The 17,027-nt window shown below is 66.0% G+C and carries 15 protein-coding genes; 8 read left to right on the top strand and 7 right to left on the bottom strand.

Translation table 11 applies throughout. From position 1 onward, the window contains the following. Positions 1-85 precede the first annotated feature (85 nt). Complete coding sequence (locus tag EYF70_RS23040) at positions 86-373, bottom strand: protealysin inhibitor emfourin (RefSeq protein WP_131147479.1); 288 nt, start codon at positions 371-373, stop codon at positions 86-88. A gap of 222 nt (positions 374-595) precedes the next feature. After that, a complete protein-coding gene (locus EYF70_RS23035; RefSeq protein ID WP_229420521.1) occupies positions 596-2,074 on the bottom strand; it encodes a gluzincin family metallopeptidase in 1,479 nt (492 codons plus the stop codon). A 188-nt stretch (positions 2,075-2,262) separates the two neighbouring features. On the opposite strand from EYF70_RS23035, the gene EYF70_RS23030 reads away from it, so the two are divergent. Together EYF70_RS23030 and EYF70_RS23025 are read left to right on the top strand one after the other, a co-directional pair. Further along, entirely contained in the window at positions 2,263-3,522 is a 1,260-nt protein-coding gene (locus EYF70_RS23030) for a putative Na+/H+ antiporter (RefSeq protein ID WP_131147478.1), read from the top strand. Between the two features lie 60 nt (positions 3,523-3,582). Further along, complete coding sequence (locus EYF70_RS23025) at positions 3,583-3,858, top strand: polyhydroxyalkanoic acid system family protein (protein ID WP_131147477.1); 276 nt, start codon at positions 3,583-3,585, stop codon at positions 3,856-3,858. Positions 3,859-3,900: 42 nt separating this feature from the next. Here EYF70_RS23025 and EYF70_RS23020 read toward each other — a convergent pair whose 3' ends face one another. Beyond that, positions 3,901-4,155: an acyl-CoA-binding protein gene (locus tag EYF70_RS23020; protein ID WP_131147476.1), complete on the bottom strand. Its 255-nt coding sequence runs from the start codon at positions 4,153-4,155 to the stop codon at positions 3,901-3,903. Between the two features lie 174 nt (positions 4,156-4,329). Further along, a complete protein-coding gene (locus EYF70_RS23015) occupies positions 4,330-4,617 on the bottom strand; it encodes an HU family DNA-binding protein (RefSeq protein ID WP_050409188.1) in 288 nt (95 codons plus the stop codon). 214 nt (positions 4,618-4,831) lie between these two features. On the opposite strand from EYF70_RS23015, the gene EYF70_RS23010 reads away from it, so the two are divergent. Further along, on the top strand, positions 4,832-5,635 hold the full coding sequence (locus tag EYF70_RS23010) for an anti-sigma factor (RefSeq protein ID WP_131147475.1): 804 nt from the start codon (positions 4,832-4,834) through the stop codon (positions 5,633-5,635). A 258-nt stretch (positions 5,636-5,893) separates the two neighbouring features. Here the strand turns inward: EYF70_RS23010 and EYF70_RS23005 are convergent, their stop codons facing one another. Together EYF70_RS23005 and EYF70_RS23000 are read right to left on the bottom strand one after the other, a co-directional pair. Further along, positions 5,894-6,118 (bottom strand): hypothetical protein, encoded by a 225-nt coding sequence (locus tag EYF70_RS23005; protein ID WP_131147474.1) that lies wholly within the window; start codon positions 6,116-6,118, stop codon positions 5,894-5,896. Then, entirely contained in the window at positions 6,118-6,474 is a 357-nt protein-coding gene (locus EYF70_RS23000) for an FKBP-type peptidyl-prolyl cis-trans isomerase (protein WP_131147473.1), read from the bottom strand. The genes EYF70_RS23005 and EYF70_RS23000 overlap by 1 nt, the downstream gene beginning before the upstream one ends. Before the next feature lie 293 nt (positions 6,475-6,767). Between EYF70_RS23000 and EYF70_RS22995 the strand changes: the two genes are divergently transcribed. The 5 genes from EYF70_RS22995 to EYF70_RS22975 all read left to right on the top strand — a co-directional run bounded on the left by EYF70_RS22995 (position 6,768) and on the right by EYF70_RS22975 (position 16,152). Next, positions 6,768-7,604, top strand: a complete 837-nt coding sequence (locus tag EYF70_RS22995) for an EI24 domain-containing protein (protein WP_131147472.1) — start codon at positions 6,768-6,770, stop codon at positions 7,602-7,604. Continuing rightward, complete coding sequence (locus tag EYF70_RS22990) at positions 7,601-8,404, top strand: competence/damage-inducible protein A (protein WP_131147471.1); 804 nt, start codon at positions 7,601-7,603, stop codon at positions 8,402-8,404. Before EYF70_RS22995 ends, EYF70_RS22990 begins: the two co-directional genes overlap by 4 nt. A gap of 287 nt (positions 8,405-8,691) precedes the next feature. Further along, positions 8,692-11,829, top strand: a complete 3,138-nt coding sequence (locus EYF70_RS22985; protein WP_131147470.1) for a transglycosylase domain-containing protein — start codon at positions 8,692-8,694, stop codon at positions 11,827-11,829. Between the two features lie 334 nt (positions 11,830-12,163). Continuing rightward, entirely contained in the window at positions 12,164-13,519 is a 1,356-nt protein-coding gene (locus tag EYF70_RS22980; protein WP_131149292.1) for a TAXI family TRAP transporter solute-binding subunit, read from the top strand. A 146-nt stretch (positions 13,520-13,665) separates the two neighbouring features. Then, positions 13,666-16,152 carry a TonB-dependent receptor plug domain-containing protein gene (locus EYF70_RS22975; RefSeq protein WP_131147469.1) on the top strand — a complete coding sequence of 829 codons (2,487 nt, stop codon included), beginning with the start codon at positions 13,666-13,668 and terminating at the stop codon, positions 16,150-16,152. Between the two features lie 255 nt (positions 16,153-16,407). On the opposite strand, the gene EYF70_RS22970 is transcribed toward EYF70_RS22975, so the two are convergent. After that, the gene (locus EYF70_RS22970; RefSeq protein WP_131147468.1) at positions 16,408-16,863 is read right to left on the bottom strand and encodes a rhodanese-like domain-containing protein; all 456 of its coding nucleotides are present in this window, start codon (positions 16,861-16,863) and stop codon (positions 16,408-16,410) included. Between the last annotated feature and the right edge of the window lie 164 nt (positions 16,864-17,027).

The following is a 17,027-nucleotide window of genomic DNA, read 5'->3' as shown; positions in this document are numbered from 1 at the left end:
CATATAAGCAAATGCGCCGCGCGCCGTTGCCGGTGCGGGGCGCCAGCGGGTCGCCAGCCGCGTGGATGCCGCCGTGAAAAAGGCGTCAGGCCGCCAGGATACGGTCCAGTAATTCGCGCCAGCGCGCGTTCGCCGGGTTGCCATCCTCGGCGAAACTCACGCTGTGGCGCTCGCCGTCCGCATCGACCGTGATGGTCCAGCGGGGAATGTCGGCGCCGACCGGTTCCTCGGCCGCGCCGCGCGGGTTGGCGAAGAAAGCGCGGGAAGCCAGCTCGGCTTCCAGTGCCTGGCCGGCCGGACTGGTGGCCGTATCGACTTCATGCTGGCGGGTGATGCCGGCGAAGCCGCCGCTGCTGGTAGCGCTGATTTTCATGGGGTTCTCCGGTGAACAGGTGAGGTGCGGACCAGCCGTTGAAGTACGAACCGGCAGTACGAACCGGCAGTACGAACCGGCAGTACGAACCAGCCGTTGAAGTACGAACCGGCAGTACGAACCAGCCGCTGGCCGAACAGAACCGGCCGGTCCGCCGCGGCGGCCAGCGCCGGTGTCCGGCCGCCAACGACCGGCGATCGGCGCCATCGACCGGCAAGCAGGCTACTTGTTCACGGCCCGCTCGCCGCTACCGGCGGATGCCGCGGCGGCATCCTTGTGCTGGTGCCGCGCGGCATACCCCTGGCACCAGCGCGCCAGCGCCTGCCGCTCCGCTTCCAGCACGTCTTCCAGGTCGAAATACTGCGCATTGTTCATGGTACCGCAGCAGGCGCGGCGGTCCTGCATCGCCTGCGGCTGGTCGACGATCGCGGCCGCCAGTGTCGCATGGGGCGGCACGTCGTCCGACAGCGGCGTGTCGGACACGACCACTTCGCGCAGCGTGAAGCGGTTGCGGATGAAGTTGCGGTACTCGACCGGCTTGCCGTCCGCCTCGGCCAGGCGCAGCATGTGGTTCGCCACGTCCGCATAGGTGGCGCCCGCGTCCGGCGCGGCCACCAGCGCGCGCAGCGTCAGGCTGCACAGGTAGCCGCCCACCCGGTGCAGCACGGCGGCGTCGTCTTCCAGCCCAGGCTGGCGTTCGTACGAAAAAATGTCGGCCAGGATATCGTAGACGGCCCCGGTGAACACCTGCGAGATCGCGTGCACCTGGTTGCTCGTTTCCGCCAGCGTCAGGTCGTTGTCGGCGTTGCGCAAGCCATTGCTGCGGCCCAGCGCCAGGCCGAACTGTTCGGCCATGTCGGCCAGGAAGGTCTTGTCGTGCAGGTCGGCCCTGGTCTGCGCGATGACGGCTTCCACCTGGTCCATCTGCGACAGCGCCAGGAAGATCGCGGTCAGGTCGCCGAACGATTCGTGCAGGCCGCCCGTTTGCGGCGGCGCGGAAGACAGGATCCACTTCGGCTTCAGCCCGTCGAGCACGGCGTGGGCCGTTTCATGGGCAACAATGTCGAACGAGCGGCAGGTGAACATGCGCTCCGGCGCGCCGCTGGGAATGAAATGGCCGAATTTCAGGGCCCGTTCGGTGCGGCTGTAGTAGGCGTTCATCACATCCGGCAAGCCGTGTGGAAAAACCTGCAGCGGCGCCGTGTTGTTGCCGCTGTTCCAGGCCCACGGCAGCAGGGCGCCGCTGTCGTCCGCCGCCAGCACGCGCTGGTACATCGTCAGCGTCTGGCGCACCACCGTGAAGGTGTGCACGGCATCGAACTGTTCGGTGTCCGGCGGCACGATGAAATCGCCGAACGCGTTCGGGCTGACCGGCGCGATGCCGGGCTGGCCGGACGTGATGCGGGCATCGCGCGGACCTTCCAGGATCACGCCGTGCAGGAAGGCCTTGCGGGTGCCCACGTCGCTGACGGAAGGGTCCTGCTTCCACATCAGCACGCGTGCGCCGGCCGAGGTCGCCGGTACCGGTTGCGGCACGCCGGGCGCTGACCTCAGCCGCGGGTAGCCCGGCTGCTCGGTCAGCTTGGCCACCTTGCGGTGGGTCCGGTAGGGGGCGGACGGGGTCGGCACGAATCCCACCGGCAATTCAGGGCGGGTCGCCAGCACGGCTTCCAGTCCCGGCACGATCACTTTCTGGTCCATGGCTATCTCCTCGGTATCGACACGTGCGTTGCAGGGCACTTGGCAGTTCCGCACCCCGAGGAACGATGGTCATCCCGGGCCAACTACGGAAGTTTGATCCGCGTCAAACTTCGCACGCGCATGCATTGATATATGCCCTTTCACTATTGCTGACTTACAATTCCTGTCTGCATAGCCTGGAGGAGCGCATGACGCCCAGCATCATCGAAAGTGCCGGCGCGGTACTGTTTGCCGTCGCCATCCTGCATACCTTTTCCGCCCAGGTGTTCGAGCGCCTCGCGCAACGCTTTCCCGCGCATGCCGGCATCTGGCACCTGCTGGGCGAGGTCGAGGTGGTGTTCGGCTTCTGGGCCATGGTGCTGGTGGCGTTCATCGCCATCACGGGCGGCACGGGCGACGCGGTAGCCTACGTGGACAGCCGCAACTTCACCGAGCCCATGTTCGTGTTCGTGATCATGGTGATCGCCGCCACGCGGCCGATCCTGCAAACGATGAAATCGGCCGTGGCATTGCTGGCCCGCGCCATACCGCTGCCGGATGGCGTGGTGACCTGTTTCATCGTGCTGGCCGGCGTGCCGCTGCTGGGCTCGTTCATCACGGAACCGGCCGCGATGACGCTGGCCGCGCTCATCCTCTCCGAGCGCATCTTCGCCAGCGGCATCTCGGAACGGCTGAAGTACGCCACGCTGGGCGTCCTGTTCGTCAACGTGTCGATCGGCGGCACGCTGACCCCGTATGCCGCGCCGCCGGTGCTGATGGTGGCCGCCAAGTGGGGCTGGGACTTGCCGTTCATGCTGTCGCACATCGGCTGGAAGGCGGCGCTGGCGGTGGTTGTCAACGCGGCCGGCGTCACGGCGCTGTTCGCCCGCGAACTGGCCGCGCTGCGCCCCGCCGCCACGGCCGGGAAGGATACCGCCGTGCCGCTGCCACTCGTGCTGGCGCACCTGGCATTCCTGGCCGGCGTGGTGCTGTTCGCGCACCATCCGGCCGTGTTCATGGGCCTGTTCCTGTTCTTCCTGGGCGTGGCACATTCCTACGAGCGCTTCCAGGACCGGCTGATCCTGCGCGAGGGCTTGCTGGTGGCATTCTTCCTGGCCGGCCTGGTGGTGCTGGGCGGACAGCAGCAGTGGTGGCTGCAGCCGGTGCTGATGAGCATGAGCAGCGATGCCGTGTTCTATGGCGCGACGGCGCTGACAGCGGTCACCGACAATGCCGCGCTGACTTACCTGGGTTCGCTGGTGGAAGGCTTGAGCGACGAATTCAAGTACGCGCTGGTGACGGGCGCGGTGGCGGGTGGCGGCCTGACCGTGATCGCCAATGCGCCGAACCCGGCCGGCATGTCGATCCTGAAAGGGCACTTCGCGCTGGAGACGGTATCGGCGCTGCACCTGCTGCTGGCCGCGCTGCCGCCGACGGCGGTGGCGATCGCCGCCTTCCGTTTGCTGTAGCCGCCTGCTGGAAAGGCTGCCGTTATGGCATGATGGCGCCTTTTTTTGCCGACCCCAAGCATGATCAACATCATCCAACCCCATAACCTCGCTCCCGACGCGGCGCGTGCCGCCGCCCAGCAAGTGGCCGACAAACTGGCGCGCGAACTGGACCTTTCCTGCCAATGGCAGGGCGACGTGCTGCGTTTCGGAAAAAGCGGCGTGGAAGGCACGCTGACGCTGCTGGACAAGCAGGCGCAGATGGAAATCAGGCTGGGATTCCTGTATGGCGCTTTCGCGCCGGCGATCCAGAGCAAGGTCGCCGAGAAGATGCGCAAGGTGTTCGCGCCGGAATGATGGGGCGGCGCGTGCCAGGCCGGGCCGGCACGCGCTGGAAGGTCAGGCCTTCAGGTCGGCGATCAGGTCGATGTACTGCTGCTGCGCGTCTTCCTGCGGCGTGCCTTGCAGGGCGGCCCAGGCGTCGTACTTGGCACGGTTGACGAAATCGGTCATGCCGGGGCGCTCGCCGGTGGCGTCGCCGGACGAGCCCTGCTTGTACAGCGCGTACATCTTCAGCAGCGTCATGTTGTCCGGGCGTTCCGGCAGGGTCTTCGAATCGGCGACTGCCTGGTCGAACTGTTGTTGCAGGCTCATAGGGTCCTCTTGGGGTTGCAGGGTTGCAGGATGTTCGGCGCATCATACAAAACCCGCGCGGCGGCCGGAGCGGGAAACTGTAGAGCAAGCCCTCGAAATGGCCCGCCAAATGAACACGGCGGCCAGGACCCGAGGCGACCGGGGCCTGACCGCCGTTTAATCTCGACAGCGGGATTACTTTTTCTTGGTCGGGTTCACAGCCGCCTTCAGCGTGGCGCCGGCCGAGAACTTCGGCGTCTTCGACGCGGCGATCTTGATCGCTTCGCCGGTTGCAGGATTGCGGCCTTTGCGAGCAGCGCGCTTGGCAACCGAGAAGGTGCCGAAGCCGGTGATGCCGACCGTATCGCCTTTTTTCAGGCGCTCGGTAACGATGGCAATCAGGGTATTCACTGCGTCGTTGGCGGCGGCACCGGACATTTCGGTACGCTTCGCAAATTCTGCAATCAGTTCGCCTTTTTTCATTACTACCTCCGTGGTTAATAGAGGCCGCAGATTAGCACAATATTTGCGGAAAGTAATCCTTTGAACCAACAGAAACCCTTATGGCTGCTGGGCTGCTGCGGTGCGGCATGGTCTGGCGGGCCGGTGCGCGCCGGCCCGGCGCAGCCGGACGCCTGACCAGTGCGGCGCGGTGCTAATATGAAGCATCGTCCCTTGAACACAGGCGGGCCACATCATGAGCTTTTCCGACGAAACCCTGATGGCATATGCCGACGGCGAACTGGACATGGCCACCCGCCGCGCCGTGGAGCAGGCCTGTTCCACCGACCTGGCGCTGGCCCGGCGTGTCGCCCATTACAAGACGCGGCGCAGCAACGTCTTCGCCGGCTTCGCGCCGGCCGACGACGGGCAGCGCATGCGCCCGGCGCGGCAGGCCACCGTGGTCAGTCTCGACGCGGTGCGCGCGCGGCGCGAAGCCAGCCAGCTGGCGGCCCGCAAGGCCACGCGCGAGCGGCGCTGGTCGTGGCCGGAATGGATGGCGCTGGGTGGTGTGCTGGTGGTGGGCGTGCTGGCCGGCACGTTCGGCCTCACGTACTTCCAGGCCGATGAACCGCGGGTCGACCTGGTCGCCAGCCACGAGGGCACGCTGGCGGCCGAGGGCCGCCTCGTCGCCGCACTCGAGCAGCAGCTGTCCGCACCGCCGGGCGCTGCGGGCGTGGCCACCAACGCGGCGGCGCGGGCCGCCGGCGCGGTGCGCATCGGCATGTCGTTCGTCTCCACCGATGGCAGCTACTGCCGCAGCTTCGCCAGCGGCAGCGGCACCTTCGAGATCGAAGGCCTGGCCTGCAAGACAGGGCAGGAATGGCGCCTGCCGCTGGTGATGCAGAACCCGCGTCCGTCGCCGGCAAGGAACGCCGACGCGGCCGCCGCCACCGAGCTCTCGCCACCGGTCAAGGCGGCGATCGAACAGCGCATCTCCGGCGAGCCGCTGGATGCAAAGGCGGAACAGGACGCCATGCAGCGCGCCTGGCAGCGCTAGCGCACAAAAGGCAGGCAAGAAAAAGGCGCCGCAAGGGCGCCCGGGGTGATCACCATGTGATCGCGGCGGTGATCCGCCGACGTGGTTCCGATGTAATTCCCAGGTGATTTCGATGTGCTTCCGACGTGATCCCGATGGGTTCCCGATGGGTTCCCGATGTGATCATCATGTGTTCATGATGTGATCACCAGGGGAGGCCGAAGTGATCCGCAGCGTGTTCCGGGTTTGACCCGGTTTTTCCCGCCAGTCCGGCTTCTGCTACTTCTTCTTCTCGTCCTCGTCTTCCTCGTCGTCGTCCGACAGGGCAGCCTTGCCCACGTAGACGACGCCCTTGCCGGCAGCGACGCCCACGTCGACCGCGGTCGATGCGACGCTGACCCCCGCACCCACCACGGCCGCGCCGACCGTGACGACGGCGCAGCCGGACAGGGCCGCCGTCGCGAGCAGGGCGGCCGCCAGGCGCGTCAATGCCGGCAAGCGCATCACACGCCCAGCAGTTCTACGTCGAAGATCAGCGTGGCGTTCGGCGGGATCACACCGCCCGCGCCGCGCGCGCCGTAGCCCAGGTCGGCCGGGATGATCAGCTGGCGGGTGCCGCCCACTTTCATGCCCTGCACGCCTTCGTCCCAACCGCGGATGACCATGCCGGCGCCCAGTGCGAATTCGAACGGGTCGTTGCGGTCCTTGCTGGAATCGAATTTCGCGCCCTTGCTGCCGTCGGCGTTCTGCAGCCAGCCGGTGTAGTGCACGGTGACATTCTGGCCTGCTTTCGCCTCGGCGCCGTCGCCGACCTGGATTTCGTCGTACTGCAGGCCGGATGGGGTGGTGGTGATGGACATGGGCGTTCCTTTACATGTTGGTTCGGGCTGACGATTGTAGTGCAACGCGGGATGGGGGGCTAGTAGGAGCGGCGGGCGCCGGCCTGCGGGCCTTGCGGCCAGGCCGGGCATTGGCCGTAGAATACGGCTTTGCCTTCCCAGTCGCGAGTTCCCATGTTTCGCCATACCCGCCGTGTCCCTGATGATTCCGGTATCCACCCTGCCGGCCCTGGCAACCTTGCGGACGATGCGTTCGATGCGTTCGACGGAACCGCACGGTCCCTGGCCGGCCGGCGCGGCGGGAGGGCGCACTGATGCGCGGCGTCCTGAATGCCTATGGCCGCGCGGTATTGTCGCAACTGCATGGCCGCATGCTGATCCTGTCCGCGGTGCCGTTCCTGCTCTCCCTCGTCGTATGGGGTGTGGTGCTGTACTTCACGCTGCAGCCGCTGGTGAACTGGATAGAAAGCCATTTCTTCCGGCTCGAGCTGTACACGTATTCGACCCCGTGGCTGGAAACCATCGGCATGACGTTCCTGAAGACCGTGATTCCGGTGCTGGTTTCCCTGCTGCTGCTGTTGCCGCTGATGATCCTCACGGCGCTGGTGTTCATCGGCGTGGCGGCGATGCCGGCGATCGTGAAGCACGTGGGCGACCGCCATTTCCCGCACCTGGAGAGGAAGCAGGGCGGCAGCCTGGTGAAAGGCGTCGGCAAGGCGATCGCGCTGTTCCTCGTGTTTATCGTGGTCTGGCTTTGCCTGCTGCCGCTGTATGTGGTGCCGCCGCTGGCGGTGGTGGCGTCGGCGCTGCTGTGGGGCTGGCTCACGTCGCGCGTGATGAGCTACGACGCGCTGTCCGAACATGCCAGCGCCGAGGAGATCGAGATCATCCAGCGCGAAAAGAAATGGCCGCTTCTGGCGATCGGCGTGGCCTCCGGCGCGGCCGGTTCGCTGCCGGCGATCGCGTGGATCGGCGGCGCCGTGGCGATGATGGCCCTGCTGCCCTTGCTGCTGGCCGCGGCCCTGTGGCTGTATGTGCTGGTCTTCATCTTCACCGGCTTGTGGTTTGAATATTATTGCCTGGAAGCGCTATCGCAGCTGCGTGCCCGCAGCGCCCCCACCGCCCCCACCGAAAACCTGGAGCAGATATGAGCAACAAGGTCACCACCATCGGCCTGATCGTGATCGGCGATGAAATCCTGTCGGGCAAGCGCGTCGATGCGCACCTGCCGAAAGTCGTGCAGCTGCTGGCCGCGCGCGGCCTGCAACTGGGCTGGGCCGAGTACATCGGCGATGAGCCGGAGCGCATCACGGCCACGCTGAAACGCACCTTTGCCACGGATGACATCGTGTTCTCCACCGGCGGCATCGGCGCCACGCCGGACGACCATACGCGCCAGGCCGCCGCGGCCGCGCTGGGCCGACCGCTGGTGCTGCATCCGCAGGGCGCCGAGAACATCCGCCAGCGCGTGCGGCAGGTGGCGCAGGAAGAAGGGCGCGAGGTGGACCTGGAGGCGCCGGAGAACCTGCAGCGGCTGAAGATGGCCGAATTCGCCGAGGGCGCGGAACTGATCCCGAACCCGTACAACAACGTGGCCGGCTTCGCGCTCGGTACCCATTATTTCGTGCCGGGCTTTCCCGTGATGGCCTGGCCGATGATCGAATGGGTGCTCGATACGCACCATGCGCACCTGTTCAACCAGCAGGCGCGTGCCGAGCAGGCGGTGCTCGTGTTCGACGGCGCCGAGGCGGCGCTTACGCCGCTGATGGAAGAGATCGAAGCCACCTGGCCTGGCATCAAGGTGTTCAGCCTGCCCAGCGTGGGCGATGCGCGCACGCGGCGGCACATCGAACTCGGTGTGAAGGGCGATCCGGCGCAGGTGGCGGCCGCCTTCGTGCGGCTGTGCGCGGGGCTCGATGCGCAAGGCGCCGAGTACCAGCGCATCCCGTGACCAAAGCGTGACCAAAGCGTGACCGCCGTGTGACGGCGGCATGACAGGCCAGGGCCGCCGCCGGGCAGGTACTGTTGCTTGCAGATCAGGGTCGTTGTTTTTTTGCGAAAATACCCGTACCGCCCTAAATATTCGGCCTGTTTTCGGCCAGTTAACCCGTGCGCATCCATGCGATGTGGTGCAATGGCAATAAGCCGTGCGCAGTGCGCGGCAAGGCCCCTACAGCAAACAACTCGTAGCAGAACCCGTAGCAGAACCAGTAGCAGAACGTAGTTTCACTCGCAATCATGTCTTCCCAATACGATCAAGAAAGGCAAGGCCTGGACGACGAACAGACGGCCACGCCGCCGCCGTCCGAGCCCAAAAGCCGTCGCTCCCGTAACGCATTCATCCTGCTGATGCTGGTATTGCTGTCGCTGGTCATCTGGTGGATGGTCCACGAATCGCGCACCTCGACGATGCAGGCGAAATACTTCACCGGCGTCGTCAAGCAGCTCAGTTACAAGGTCGAGCCAGGTCCCAGCAATGCGATCCGCTTCCCGCAGGACAGCCCGTATGACGAGCGGCTCGGCTATGCCAACATCCCGGACTACCTGGCACGCCTGAAGCAGCGCGACTACCAGGTGCTGGCGCAATCGCGCTTCTCGCCGAAGATGGTGCAGCTGGCCGACATGGGAGTGTTCACCACGTTCCGTGAAAAGACCCGCACCGGCCTGACGATCTACGATTGCCGCGCCCAGCCGCTGTTCTCGGCCAGCTACCCGGAACGCATCTACCCGGGCTTCGACCAGACCCCGGCGGCACTGGTGCACAGCCTGCTGTTCATCGAGAACCGCGAGCTGCTGGACAACACTTACCCGAAACGCAATCCCGCCGTGGAATGGGATCGCCTGTCGAAAGCGATCCTGGAAAAATCGGCCAGCGCCGTGGGCCTGGCCAGCAGCCGCGCCGCCGGCGGCAGCACGCTGGCCACGCAGATCGAGAAATACCGCCATTCGCCGGAAGGGCGCACCGGTTCGATGAAGGACAAGCTGCAGCAGATGGTGTCGGCCACGCTGCGCGCCTACCAGCAGGGCGAGGACACGACCGCGGTGCGCCGCCAGATCGTGACCGATTACCTGAACACGGTGCCGCTGTCGGCCAAGCCCGGTTATGGCGAGGTGAACGGCATCGGCGACGGCATGTGGGTCTGGTATGGCCGCGACTTCAACGAAGTGAACCGCCTGCTGGCCGGCCGCATGGACCAGCCGGGCAGCGCGCTCGTGTTCAAGGAAGCGCTGTCGCTGCTGATCGCGCAGCGCCGCCCCAGCTACTACCTGGGCGACGGCGACCAGGACCTGGAAACCCTGGCCAACAGCCACCTGCGCCTGCTGGCGCAAGTGGGCATCATCACGCCGTCGCTGCGCGATGCCGCGCTGAAGGAACGGCTGCGCCCGGCCAAGGGCAACGGCCTGCAGGCCGCGCCGCCGGTCAGCTACGTGACGAAGAAGGCCGCCAACACGGTGCGCGTGCACCTGGCCAACCTGCTGGGCGACAACCGCATGTACAACCTCGACCGGCTGGACCTGTCGGTGGTCAGCACGCTGGACGCGGACGCCCAGCGCGCCGTGGCCGCCATGCTGCGCGACCTGAAGGATGCCACCGTGGCCCAGGCCGCCGGCCTGACCGGCAAGGGCATGCTGGGCAACGGCGACCCGGCCAACGTCGTGTACAGCTTCACGCTGCTCGAGCGCGGCGACAAGGTCAACTACCTGCGCGTGCAGACGGATAACTACGACCAGCCGCTGGACATCAACGAAGGCGCCAAGCTGGACCTGGGTTCCACGGCGAAGCTGCGCACGCTGGTCACCTACCTCGACATCATGGACCAGCTGTTCAAGAAATACGGCGCCATGAGCGCCGATGAACTGGGCAAGGTGCAGTTCGATCCGAAAGACCGGCTGACCGCGTGGGCCATCGAGTGGCTGTCGATCACGCCGCAGGACAAGCGCGACCTGACGGCGATGCTGAACGCGGCGATGGAGCGCACCTATTCCGGCAATCCGGGCGAGGGCTTCTTCACCGGCGGCGGCCTGCATTACTTCGGCAACTTCTCGAAGGAAGACAACGGCCGCATCCTGACCGTGCGCGAAGGCCTGCGCCGCTCGACCAACCTGCTGTTCGTGCGGCTGATGCGCGACGTGGTCAAGTACTACATGTTCCAGATGCCCGGTTCGTCCGCCAGCCTGCTGGCCGACGCCGACGATCCGCGCCGTGCCGAGTACCTGGCCCGCTTCGCCGACAAGGAAGGCAAGGAATTCCTGTACCGCTTCTACGCGAAATACAAGGGCAAGCCGAAGTCGGAGCTCGACAAGATCCTGGTCGACAGCATCCGCCCCACGCCGCTGCGCCTGGCCAACATCCACCGCACGCTGTTCCCCAAGGCTTCGCTGGGCGAGTTCGCCATGTTCGTCAACGGCAACCTGCTCGAACAGAACGAAGTGCCGCAGGAGCGGCTCGAGAAGATGTTCGAGCAGTACGCGATGGACAAGTGGAGCCTGGCCGACCGCGGCTACCTGGCCAACGTGCACCCGCTGGAACTGTGGCTGGTGGCTTACCTGCGCCAGCACGAAGGCGCCACGCTGTCGCAGGTGGTGGCGGCCTCCGACAAGGAGCGCCAGGAAGTCTACCAGTGGCTGTTCAAGACGCACCGCAAGCACGCGCAGGACCGCCGCATCGCTGGTCTGCTGGAAATGGAAGCCTTCATCGGCATCCACAACCAGTGGAAGAAGATGGGTTATCCATTCGGCTCGCTGGTGCCGTCGTATGCGACCACGCTGGGCGCCTCGGCCGACCGGCCTGCCGCGCTGGCGGAGATGATGGGCATTATCGTCAACGGCGGCGTGCGCAAGCCTACCCAGCGCATCGAGTCGCTGCACTTCGCCGCCGGCACGCCGTACGACACGAAAGTGGCGCGCGCCGAGAAGGTGGCCGCGGAACGGGTGCTGGCGCCGGAAGTGGCGCGCGTGGTGGCCGATGAAATCCGCGGCGTGGTGTCGGACGGTACCGCGAAGCGCGCGAAGACCGCCTTCGTGGCGGCCGACGGCACCAACCTCCCGGTCGGCGGCAAGACCGGTACCGGCGACCAGCGCTTCGACGTGTATGCCGGCGGCGGCCGCCTGATCGAATCGCGCTACGTGAACCGCTCGGCCACGTTCGTGTTCAATATCGGCGAGCGCTTCTTCGGCAGCATGACCGCCTACGTGCGCGGCCCGGAATCGAAGAACTACGACTTCACCAGCGCGCTGCCGGTGCAGCTGCTGACGGTGCTGGCGCCCAGCCTGATGCCGCTGATCGAGCCGAACCAGGCTGCGCTGCCCGCCAATTCCTCCGTGGCGGCTGCCGCTGCCGCGCTGGGCGCGCCCGTCAAGGCCTGCGGCGGGTGAGAAGAAAACCGGTGTCAAACACCCTGAAGGGTGTCTGACACCCGTTTTTGAAGCGTTACCCGACACGTTGAAATGCATGCATTCACCCCAACAGCGAAAAGCTGGGGTCAGACCCGCCGGGTCTGACCCCGGCATCTGCCTCTGGGGTAAATGAATGCGCTAGCCCGTTTCATCCGCCATTTCCCTTGCACCTTTCACCATTTGTTGGCATCGTGCCACCTATGATGAAATTGCTACTCAACCGTCGTGCCGGCTGCGGCCTGGCAAGGCCGCAGCGTTCCGCAGGCACGGAGCATGCTCCGTGAATTCCCTGCGTCACCCACTCCGCTCCACGATGAACCGCCTGAAGAAGTTCACCAGCTTTTCGCTGCGCGACCTGGTCGCTTCGGCCGGCCCCACCATCCTCGGCATTGCCGCCGTCTGCATCGCCGCCTACCTGATCGTGGATCCGGCGCCGCCGCGCAAGGTCACGCTGGGCACCGGCCAGGACAACAGCGCGTATGACGTGTTCGGCAAGAAGTACCAGGAGCTGCTGAAAAAGGAAGGCATCGCCGTCACGCCGCAAGGCTCGCACGGGTCGCGCGACAACCTCAAGCTGCTGAAGGAAGGGAAGGTCGACATCGCCTTCATGCAAAGCGGCACGACCGACGAGGCGGCGCCGGAACGCGAAGGCCTGGTGTCGCTGGGCAGCCTGTTCACGGAACCGGTCTGGCTGTTCCTGCGTGCGAAGGAGGGCGCGCCGCCGCTTGCGCAGCTGACCCAGTTGCGCGGCCTGAAGATCAACATCGGCGCGCGCGGCAGCGGCACGCCGCGCCTGGTGCGGCAGATCCTGGCCGTGAACGGCGTCGAGCGCGAAGAACTGCAGACCACGCAGCTCGACAACACGCCGGCCACGGTGGAATTGCTGGAAGGGCGCATCGATGGCCTGGTGTTCGCCGCCGCGCCGGACGACCCGCTGATCCAGATGCTGTTGCAGACGCCCGGCATCTACCTGTTCGACTTTGCCCAGGCCGAGGCCTACACGCGCCGCCTGCCGTTCCTCACGCACGTGACCCTGCCGCGCGGCATCGTGGACCTGGGCCGCGACCTGCCGGCGCGCGATTACCACCTGATCGCGCCGACCGCGACCCTGGTCGCGCGCGAAGACCTGCATCCGGCGCTGGTCGAACTGTTCGTGCAGGCCGCGGCCAGGATCCACGGCGGCGCCGGCTGGTTCCAGCAGCAGGGGCAGTTCCCGTCCGCGAAGTACACGGAAATCCCCGTGGCGGACGAAGCAGCCAAGTTCTACAAGGATGGCGCGCCATTCCTGCAGCGCTACATGAGCTTCTGGCTGGCGAACTTCCTCGACCGGATGTGGGTGCTGCTGCTGGCGCTGTCCGCGCTGATCCTGCCGCTGTCGAAGATCGTGCCGCCGCTGTACGTGTGGCGCGTGCGTTCGCGCATCTACCGCTGGTACGGGCAGCTGCGCACCGTGGAGGGGGCGATCGAGGATGCGGTGGAAGTAGCGCCGGAAGAGCGGGGGCCGATCTATGCGGAGCAGCTGGTGCGCCTGAACGAGATCGAGGAACGCGTCAACCACCTGTCGATCCCGCTGTCGTTCGCCGACGACCTGTATGGCTTGCGCAGCCACGTGCATTTCGTGCGGCAACGGATCGAAGGCCTGATGGGCACCGCGGCACCGGCCCCGTAAGCACTTTGTTCGGCGCTGGTACGTAGAAGTACCGTGTAAATATTGCGACATTTTCAGCCGGCGGTAGCGTTACAAAATTGACACCCCGGCAGTCCGGCCCCGATGATGAGTCCGTCATTGACTTCATCACCAGATAAGGGACCAGGATGCTTCGCAATACCTTACCAGCCAGGGCGCTGCTTGCCGGCGCCATCGCCTCCCTGTTTGCCGGCAACACCGCCGCCCAGCAAGCCACTTCCACCGAAGACAACCAGGCCACCGTGGTGGTGACCGGCACGCGCGTTTCGAACCGCACCGTGCTGGACACCGCCGCGCCGGTCGACGTGATCTCGGCCGACACGATCAAGAACTCGGGCGTGCCGGAAATCACGCAAGCCCTGTCCGTTGCCTTGCCGTCGCTGAACTTCCCGCGCCCGGGCCTGGCCGATGGCACCGACACCATCCGCCCCGCGACTCTGCGCGGCCTGGCGCCGGACCAGACGCTGGTGCTGGTGAATTCGAAGCGCCGCCATGCCGCGTCGCTGGTCAACCTGAACGGCACGATCGGCCGCGGCTCGGCCGCCGTGGACATGAACACGATCCCGACCGGCATCGTGAAGAATATCGAGGTGCTGCGCGACGGCGCATCGGCGCAATACGGCTCCGATGCGATCGCGGGCGTCGTCAACATCCGCCTGCGCAACGACCGGAGCGGCGGCGAGGCCACCGTCAGTTACGGCAAGCGCATCACCGAATATGAATTCGCCGTGGCGCCGCCGCCGGCCGGCGCGAACTGGGGCACGCAGGATGAACGCGAGCGCCGCGATGGCGGTGTCGCCACCGTCAGCCTGTGGAAGGGCTTGCCGCTGGGCGAGACCGGCTTCCTGACCATCGCCGCCGAGTACAAGGACCAGGAGCACACGGAACGCAGCGGCTACGACACGCGCCAGCAATATCCGCTCGTGAACGGTGGGTTCGACCCGCGCGAGGCGACCATCAACCGCTTCAACGCCTGGTATGGCGAACCCGAGATGAAGCAGTCGACCGTGTTCGCCAATGCCGGCGGCCAGGTCAGCGAAACGCTCAAGTGGTATGGCTGGGCCAGCTACCAGAAGCGCGAGGCGGAATCGGGCGGCTTCTTCCGCCGCGCCCTGCAGGACAACAACACCATCGAGATCTACCCGAACGGTTTCCTGCCGATCATCGCGCCGGACGTGGACGATTTTTCCGCGGCGGCCGGCTTCACGTGGACGAGCGGTGGCTGGGACATGGATTCCTCGTTCAGCTACGGCAAGAACAAGATGGACTTCACCATCCAGAACACGCTGAACCGTTCGCTGGGCCCGTCCAGCAAGACCGAATTCGAGGCGGGCGGCTTCTCGTATGACCAGTTGACCTACAACCTGTCGGCCGTGCGCCAGTTCGACGTCGGCCTGGCGTCGCCGCTGAACGTGGCGCTGGGCGGCGAAGCGCGGCGCGAAGGCTACAAGCTGGAAGCGGGCGAACCGGATTCCTGGCGCAACGGCGGCGTGCTGCTCGCTTCCGGCCTGCCCACCGCATCCGGCTCGCAAGTGTTCCCGGGCTTCCGCCCGTCCGACGAATCGGACAGCCACCGCACCGCCTACAGCGTGTTCGCCGACGTCGAGGCGACCGTGCTGCCGTCGCTGCTGGCGTCGTTCGCCGTGCGCGGCGAGCATTACTCCGACTTCGGCAGCAACTGGTCTGGCAAGTTCGCCGGCCGCTACGACTTCACGCCGAACTTCGGGCTGCGCGGCTCGGTGCAGAACGGCTTCCGCGCGCCATCGATGCAGCAGCAGAACTTCACGTCCACCTCGACCAACTTCATCAACGGCGTGCCGTTCGACATCACCACGTTCAAGCCGACCGACGCCGCGGCGATCGCGCTGGGTGCCAAGCCGCTGGATGCCGAAAAGTCCACCAACTTCTCGCTGGGCGCCGTCACCAAGCTGGGCCGCGGCAGCCTGACGGTCGACGCCTTCCACATCGAGATCCGCGACCGTATCGTGCTGTCGGAAAACCTCACGCAGGCCAACGTGCGCAATTACCTGACGGCGAACGGCTTCCCCGGCGTGGGCGGCGGCCGCTTCTTCATCAACGGCGTCGACACGACCACGAAGGGTGTGGACGTGGTGCTGAACTATCCGTGGAACCTGGGCGCCGCGGGCCGCTTCGACCTGACCGTGGCCGGCAACTACACGAAGACCAGCGTGGACAAGGTGCCGCAAACGGCCGAGCTGGCCGCGCTGTCGCCGGCACCGGTGCTGTTCGACCGCGTCAACGTGCTGACCTTCGAGCAGGGCACGCCGAAGACCAAGTTCACCACCAGCGGCACGTGGAACCTGGGGCCGTGGGGCGCCACCCTGCGCGCCACGCGCTACGGCAAGATCCTGACGCCGGGCACCACGCCGGCGCTGGACCATACGATGTCCGCGAAGACGCTGGTGGACCTGGAAGGGCGGTGGAAGATCAACCCGGCGCTGTCGCTGGCCGTGGGGGCCGAAAACCTGTTCGACCAGTATCCGGACGCCTACCCGGCCGCGCTGAACACGACCGGCAACGCCCCGTTCACGAACTACTCGCCGTTCGGCCGCTCGGGCCGGTTCGTGTATGCGCGGTTGACGTACGCGCTGTAGTACTTTTGCAGGCGAGTCAGTAACGTTGATTCAACCCCAAAGCAAACGCTGGGGTCAGGGAGGAGTGTGAGCCTGCAGGCTCACACCGTGCCGCAGGCGCGGAGCATGCTCCGCGAAACCCCTGTGGCACCCCGGCGGGCCTAGCCGGGGTTTCGAGGAGCATCGCTCCTTGCCGGCCTAGCAGTGCTCGCCTGCCAGCGAGCACTCCTCCCTGACCCCGGCCTCTGCCGTTGGGGGTAACGCCTCCAGCGATGCTCAGGCCCCCACCCAGGGCAGCCCCGCCTTGCACCACCCGCCCACGCTCTTGCGATGCCCCTCGGCATCCTTGTCGCCTTCAAAGCCTTCCAGGATATCGAAGCTGTTGGCAAAGCCGTTTTCGGTGGCCAGCTTCGCGGCATGCCGGGAGCGCACGCCGGAACGGCACAGGAACAGCAGCACGTCGTCCTTGCCGGCGATGGCGCTCAGCTGCTGGACGAACGCCGGGTTCGGTACACCGCCCGGATAGGTGCTCCACTGGACGGCGCCATGCTGCGCGTCATCGATCGCCACCCGTCCCACCCAGTCGCGCTCGGCATTGGTGCGCACGTCGATGAGGCGTACGGTCGGGTTGCCCTGGATCAGCTGGTGCGCTTCCTGGGGCGTGACTGCGCCAGCATAGGGCAGGCCATTGCCGCGCTCGCGGGCGCGCTCGAGAATGTCGTTGGTGCTCATTTGGCGTTAAATCCTTGGGAACTGTCTCTATCATCGAAGGGCTTGTATCGAGGAAAATTTCGCCCTGGATACGTATGCCACATTTTGGGGCGCGGTGGTCGAAATTGGTGCAAAATGGTCTATCTGCACCAAAGTTGGGCGAACTCTCGGATGCGCAATCCTGG

The sequence above is a fragment of the Pseudoduganella albidiflava genome (assembly GCF_004322755.1).
Taxonomy (GTDB): Bacteria; Pseudomonadota; Gammaproteobacteria; order Burkholderiales; family Burkholderiaceae_D; genus Rugamonas; species Rugamonas albidiflava.
This window is presented reverse-complemented; position numbering and strand designations above follow the sequence as displayed.

Coding starts and splice junctions, on each gene's coding strand:
- EYF70_RS23040 (WP_131147479.1), bottom strand. CDS start 373: ATGAAAATCAGCGCTACCAGCAGCGGCGGCTTCGCCGGCATCACCCGC.
- EYF70_RS23035 (WP_229420521.1), bottom strand. CDS start 2,074: ATGGACCAGAAAGTGATCGTGCCGGGACTGGAAGCCGTGCTGGCGACC.
- EYF70_RS23030 (WP_131147478.1), top strand. CDS start 2,263: ATGACGCCCAGCATCATCGAAAGTGCCGGCGCGGTACTGTTTGCCGTC.
- EYF70_RS23025 (WP_131147477.1), top strand. CDS start 3,583: ATGATCAACATCATCCAACCCCATAACCTCGCTCCCGACGCGGCGCGT.
- EYF70_RS23020 (WP_131147476.1), bottom strand. CDS start 4,155: ATGAGCCTGCAACAACAGTTCGACCAGGCAGTCGCCGATTCGAAGACC.
- EYF70_RS23015 (WP_050409188.1), bottom strand. CDS start 4,617: ATGAAAAAAGGCGAACTGATTGCAGAATTTGCGAAGCGTACCGAAATG.
- EYF70_RS23010 (WP_131147475.1), top strand. CDS start 4,832: ATGAGCTTTTCCGACGAAACCCTGATGGCATATGCCGACGGCGAACTG.
- EYF70_RS23005 (WP_131147474.1), bottom strand. CDS start 6,118: ATGCGCTTGCCGGCATTGACGCGCCTGGCGGCCGCCCTGCTCGCGACG.
- EYF70_RS23000 (WP_131147473.1), bottom strand. CDS start 6,474: ATGTCCATCACCACCACCCCATCCGGCCTGCAGTACGACGAAATCCAG.
- EYF70_RS22995 (WP_131147472.1), top strand. CDS start 6,768: ATGCGCGGCGTCCTGAATGCCTATGGCCGCGCGGTATTGTCGCAACTG.
- EYF70_RS22990 (WP_131147471.1), top strand. CDS start 7,601: ATGAGCAACAAGGTCACCACCATCGGCCTGATCGTGATCGGCGATGAA.
- EYF70_RS22985 (WP_131147470.1), top strand. CDS start 8,692: ATGTCTTCCCAATACGATCAAGAAAGGCAAGGCCTGGACGACGAACAG.
- EYF70_RS22980 (WP_131149292.1), top strand. CDS start 12,164: ATGAACCGCCTGAAGAAGTTCACCAGCTTTTCGCTGCGCGACCTGGTC.
- EYF70_RS22975 (WP_131147469.1), top strand. CDS start 13,666: ATGCTTCGCAATACCTTACCAGCCAGGGCGCTGCTTGCCGGCGCCATC.
- EYF70_RS22970 (WP_131147468.1), bottom strand. CDS start 16,863: ATGAGCACCAACGACATTCTCGAGCGCGCCCGCGAGCGCGGCAATGGC.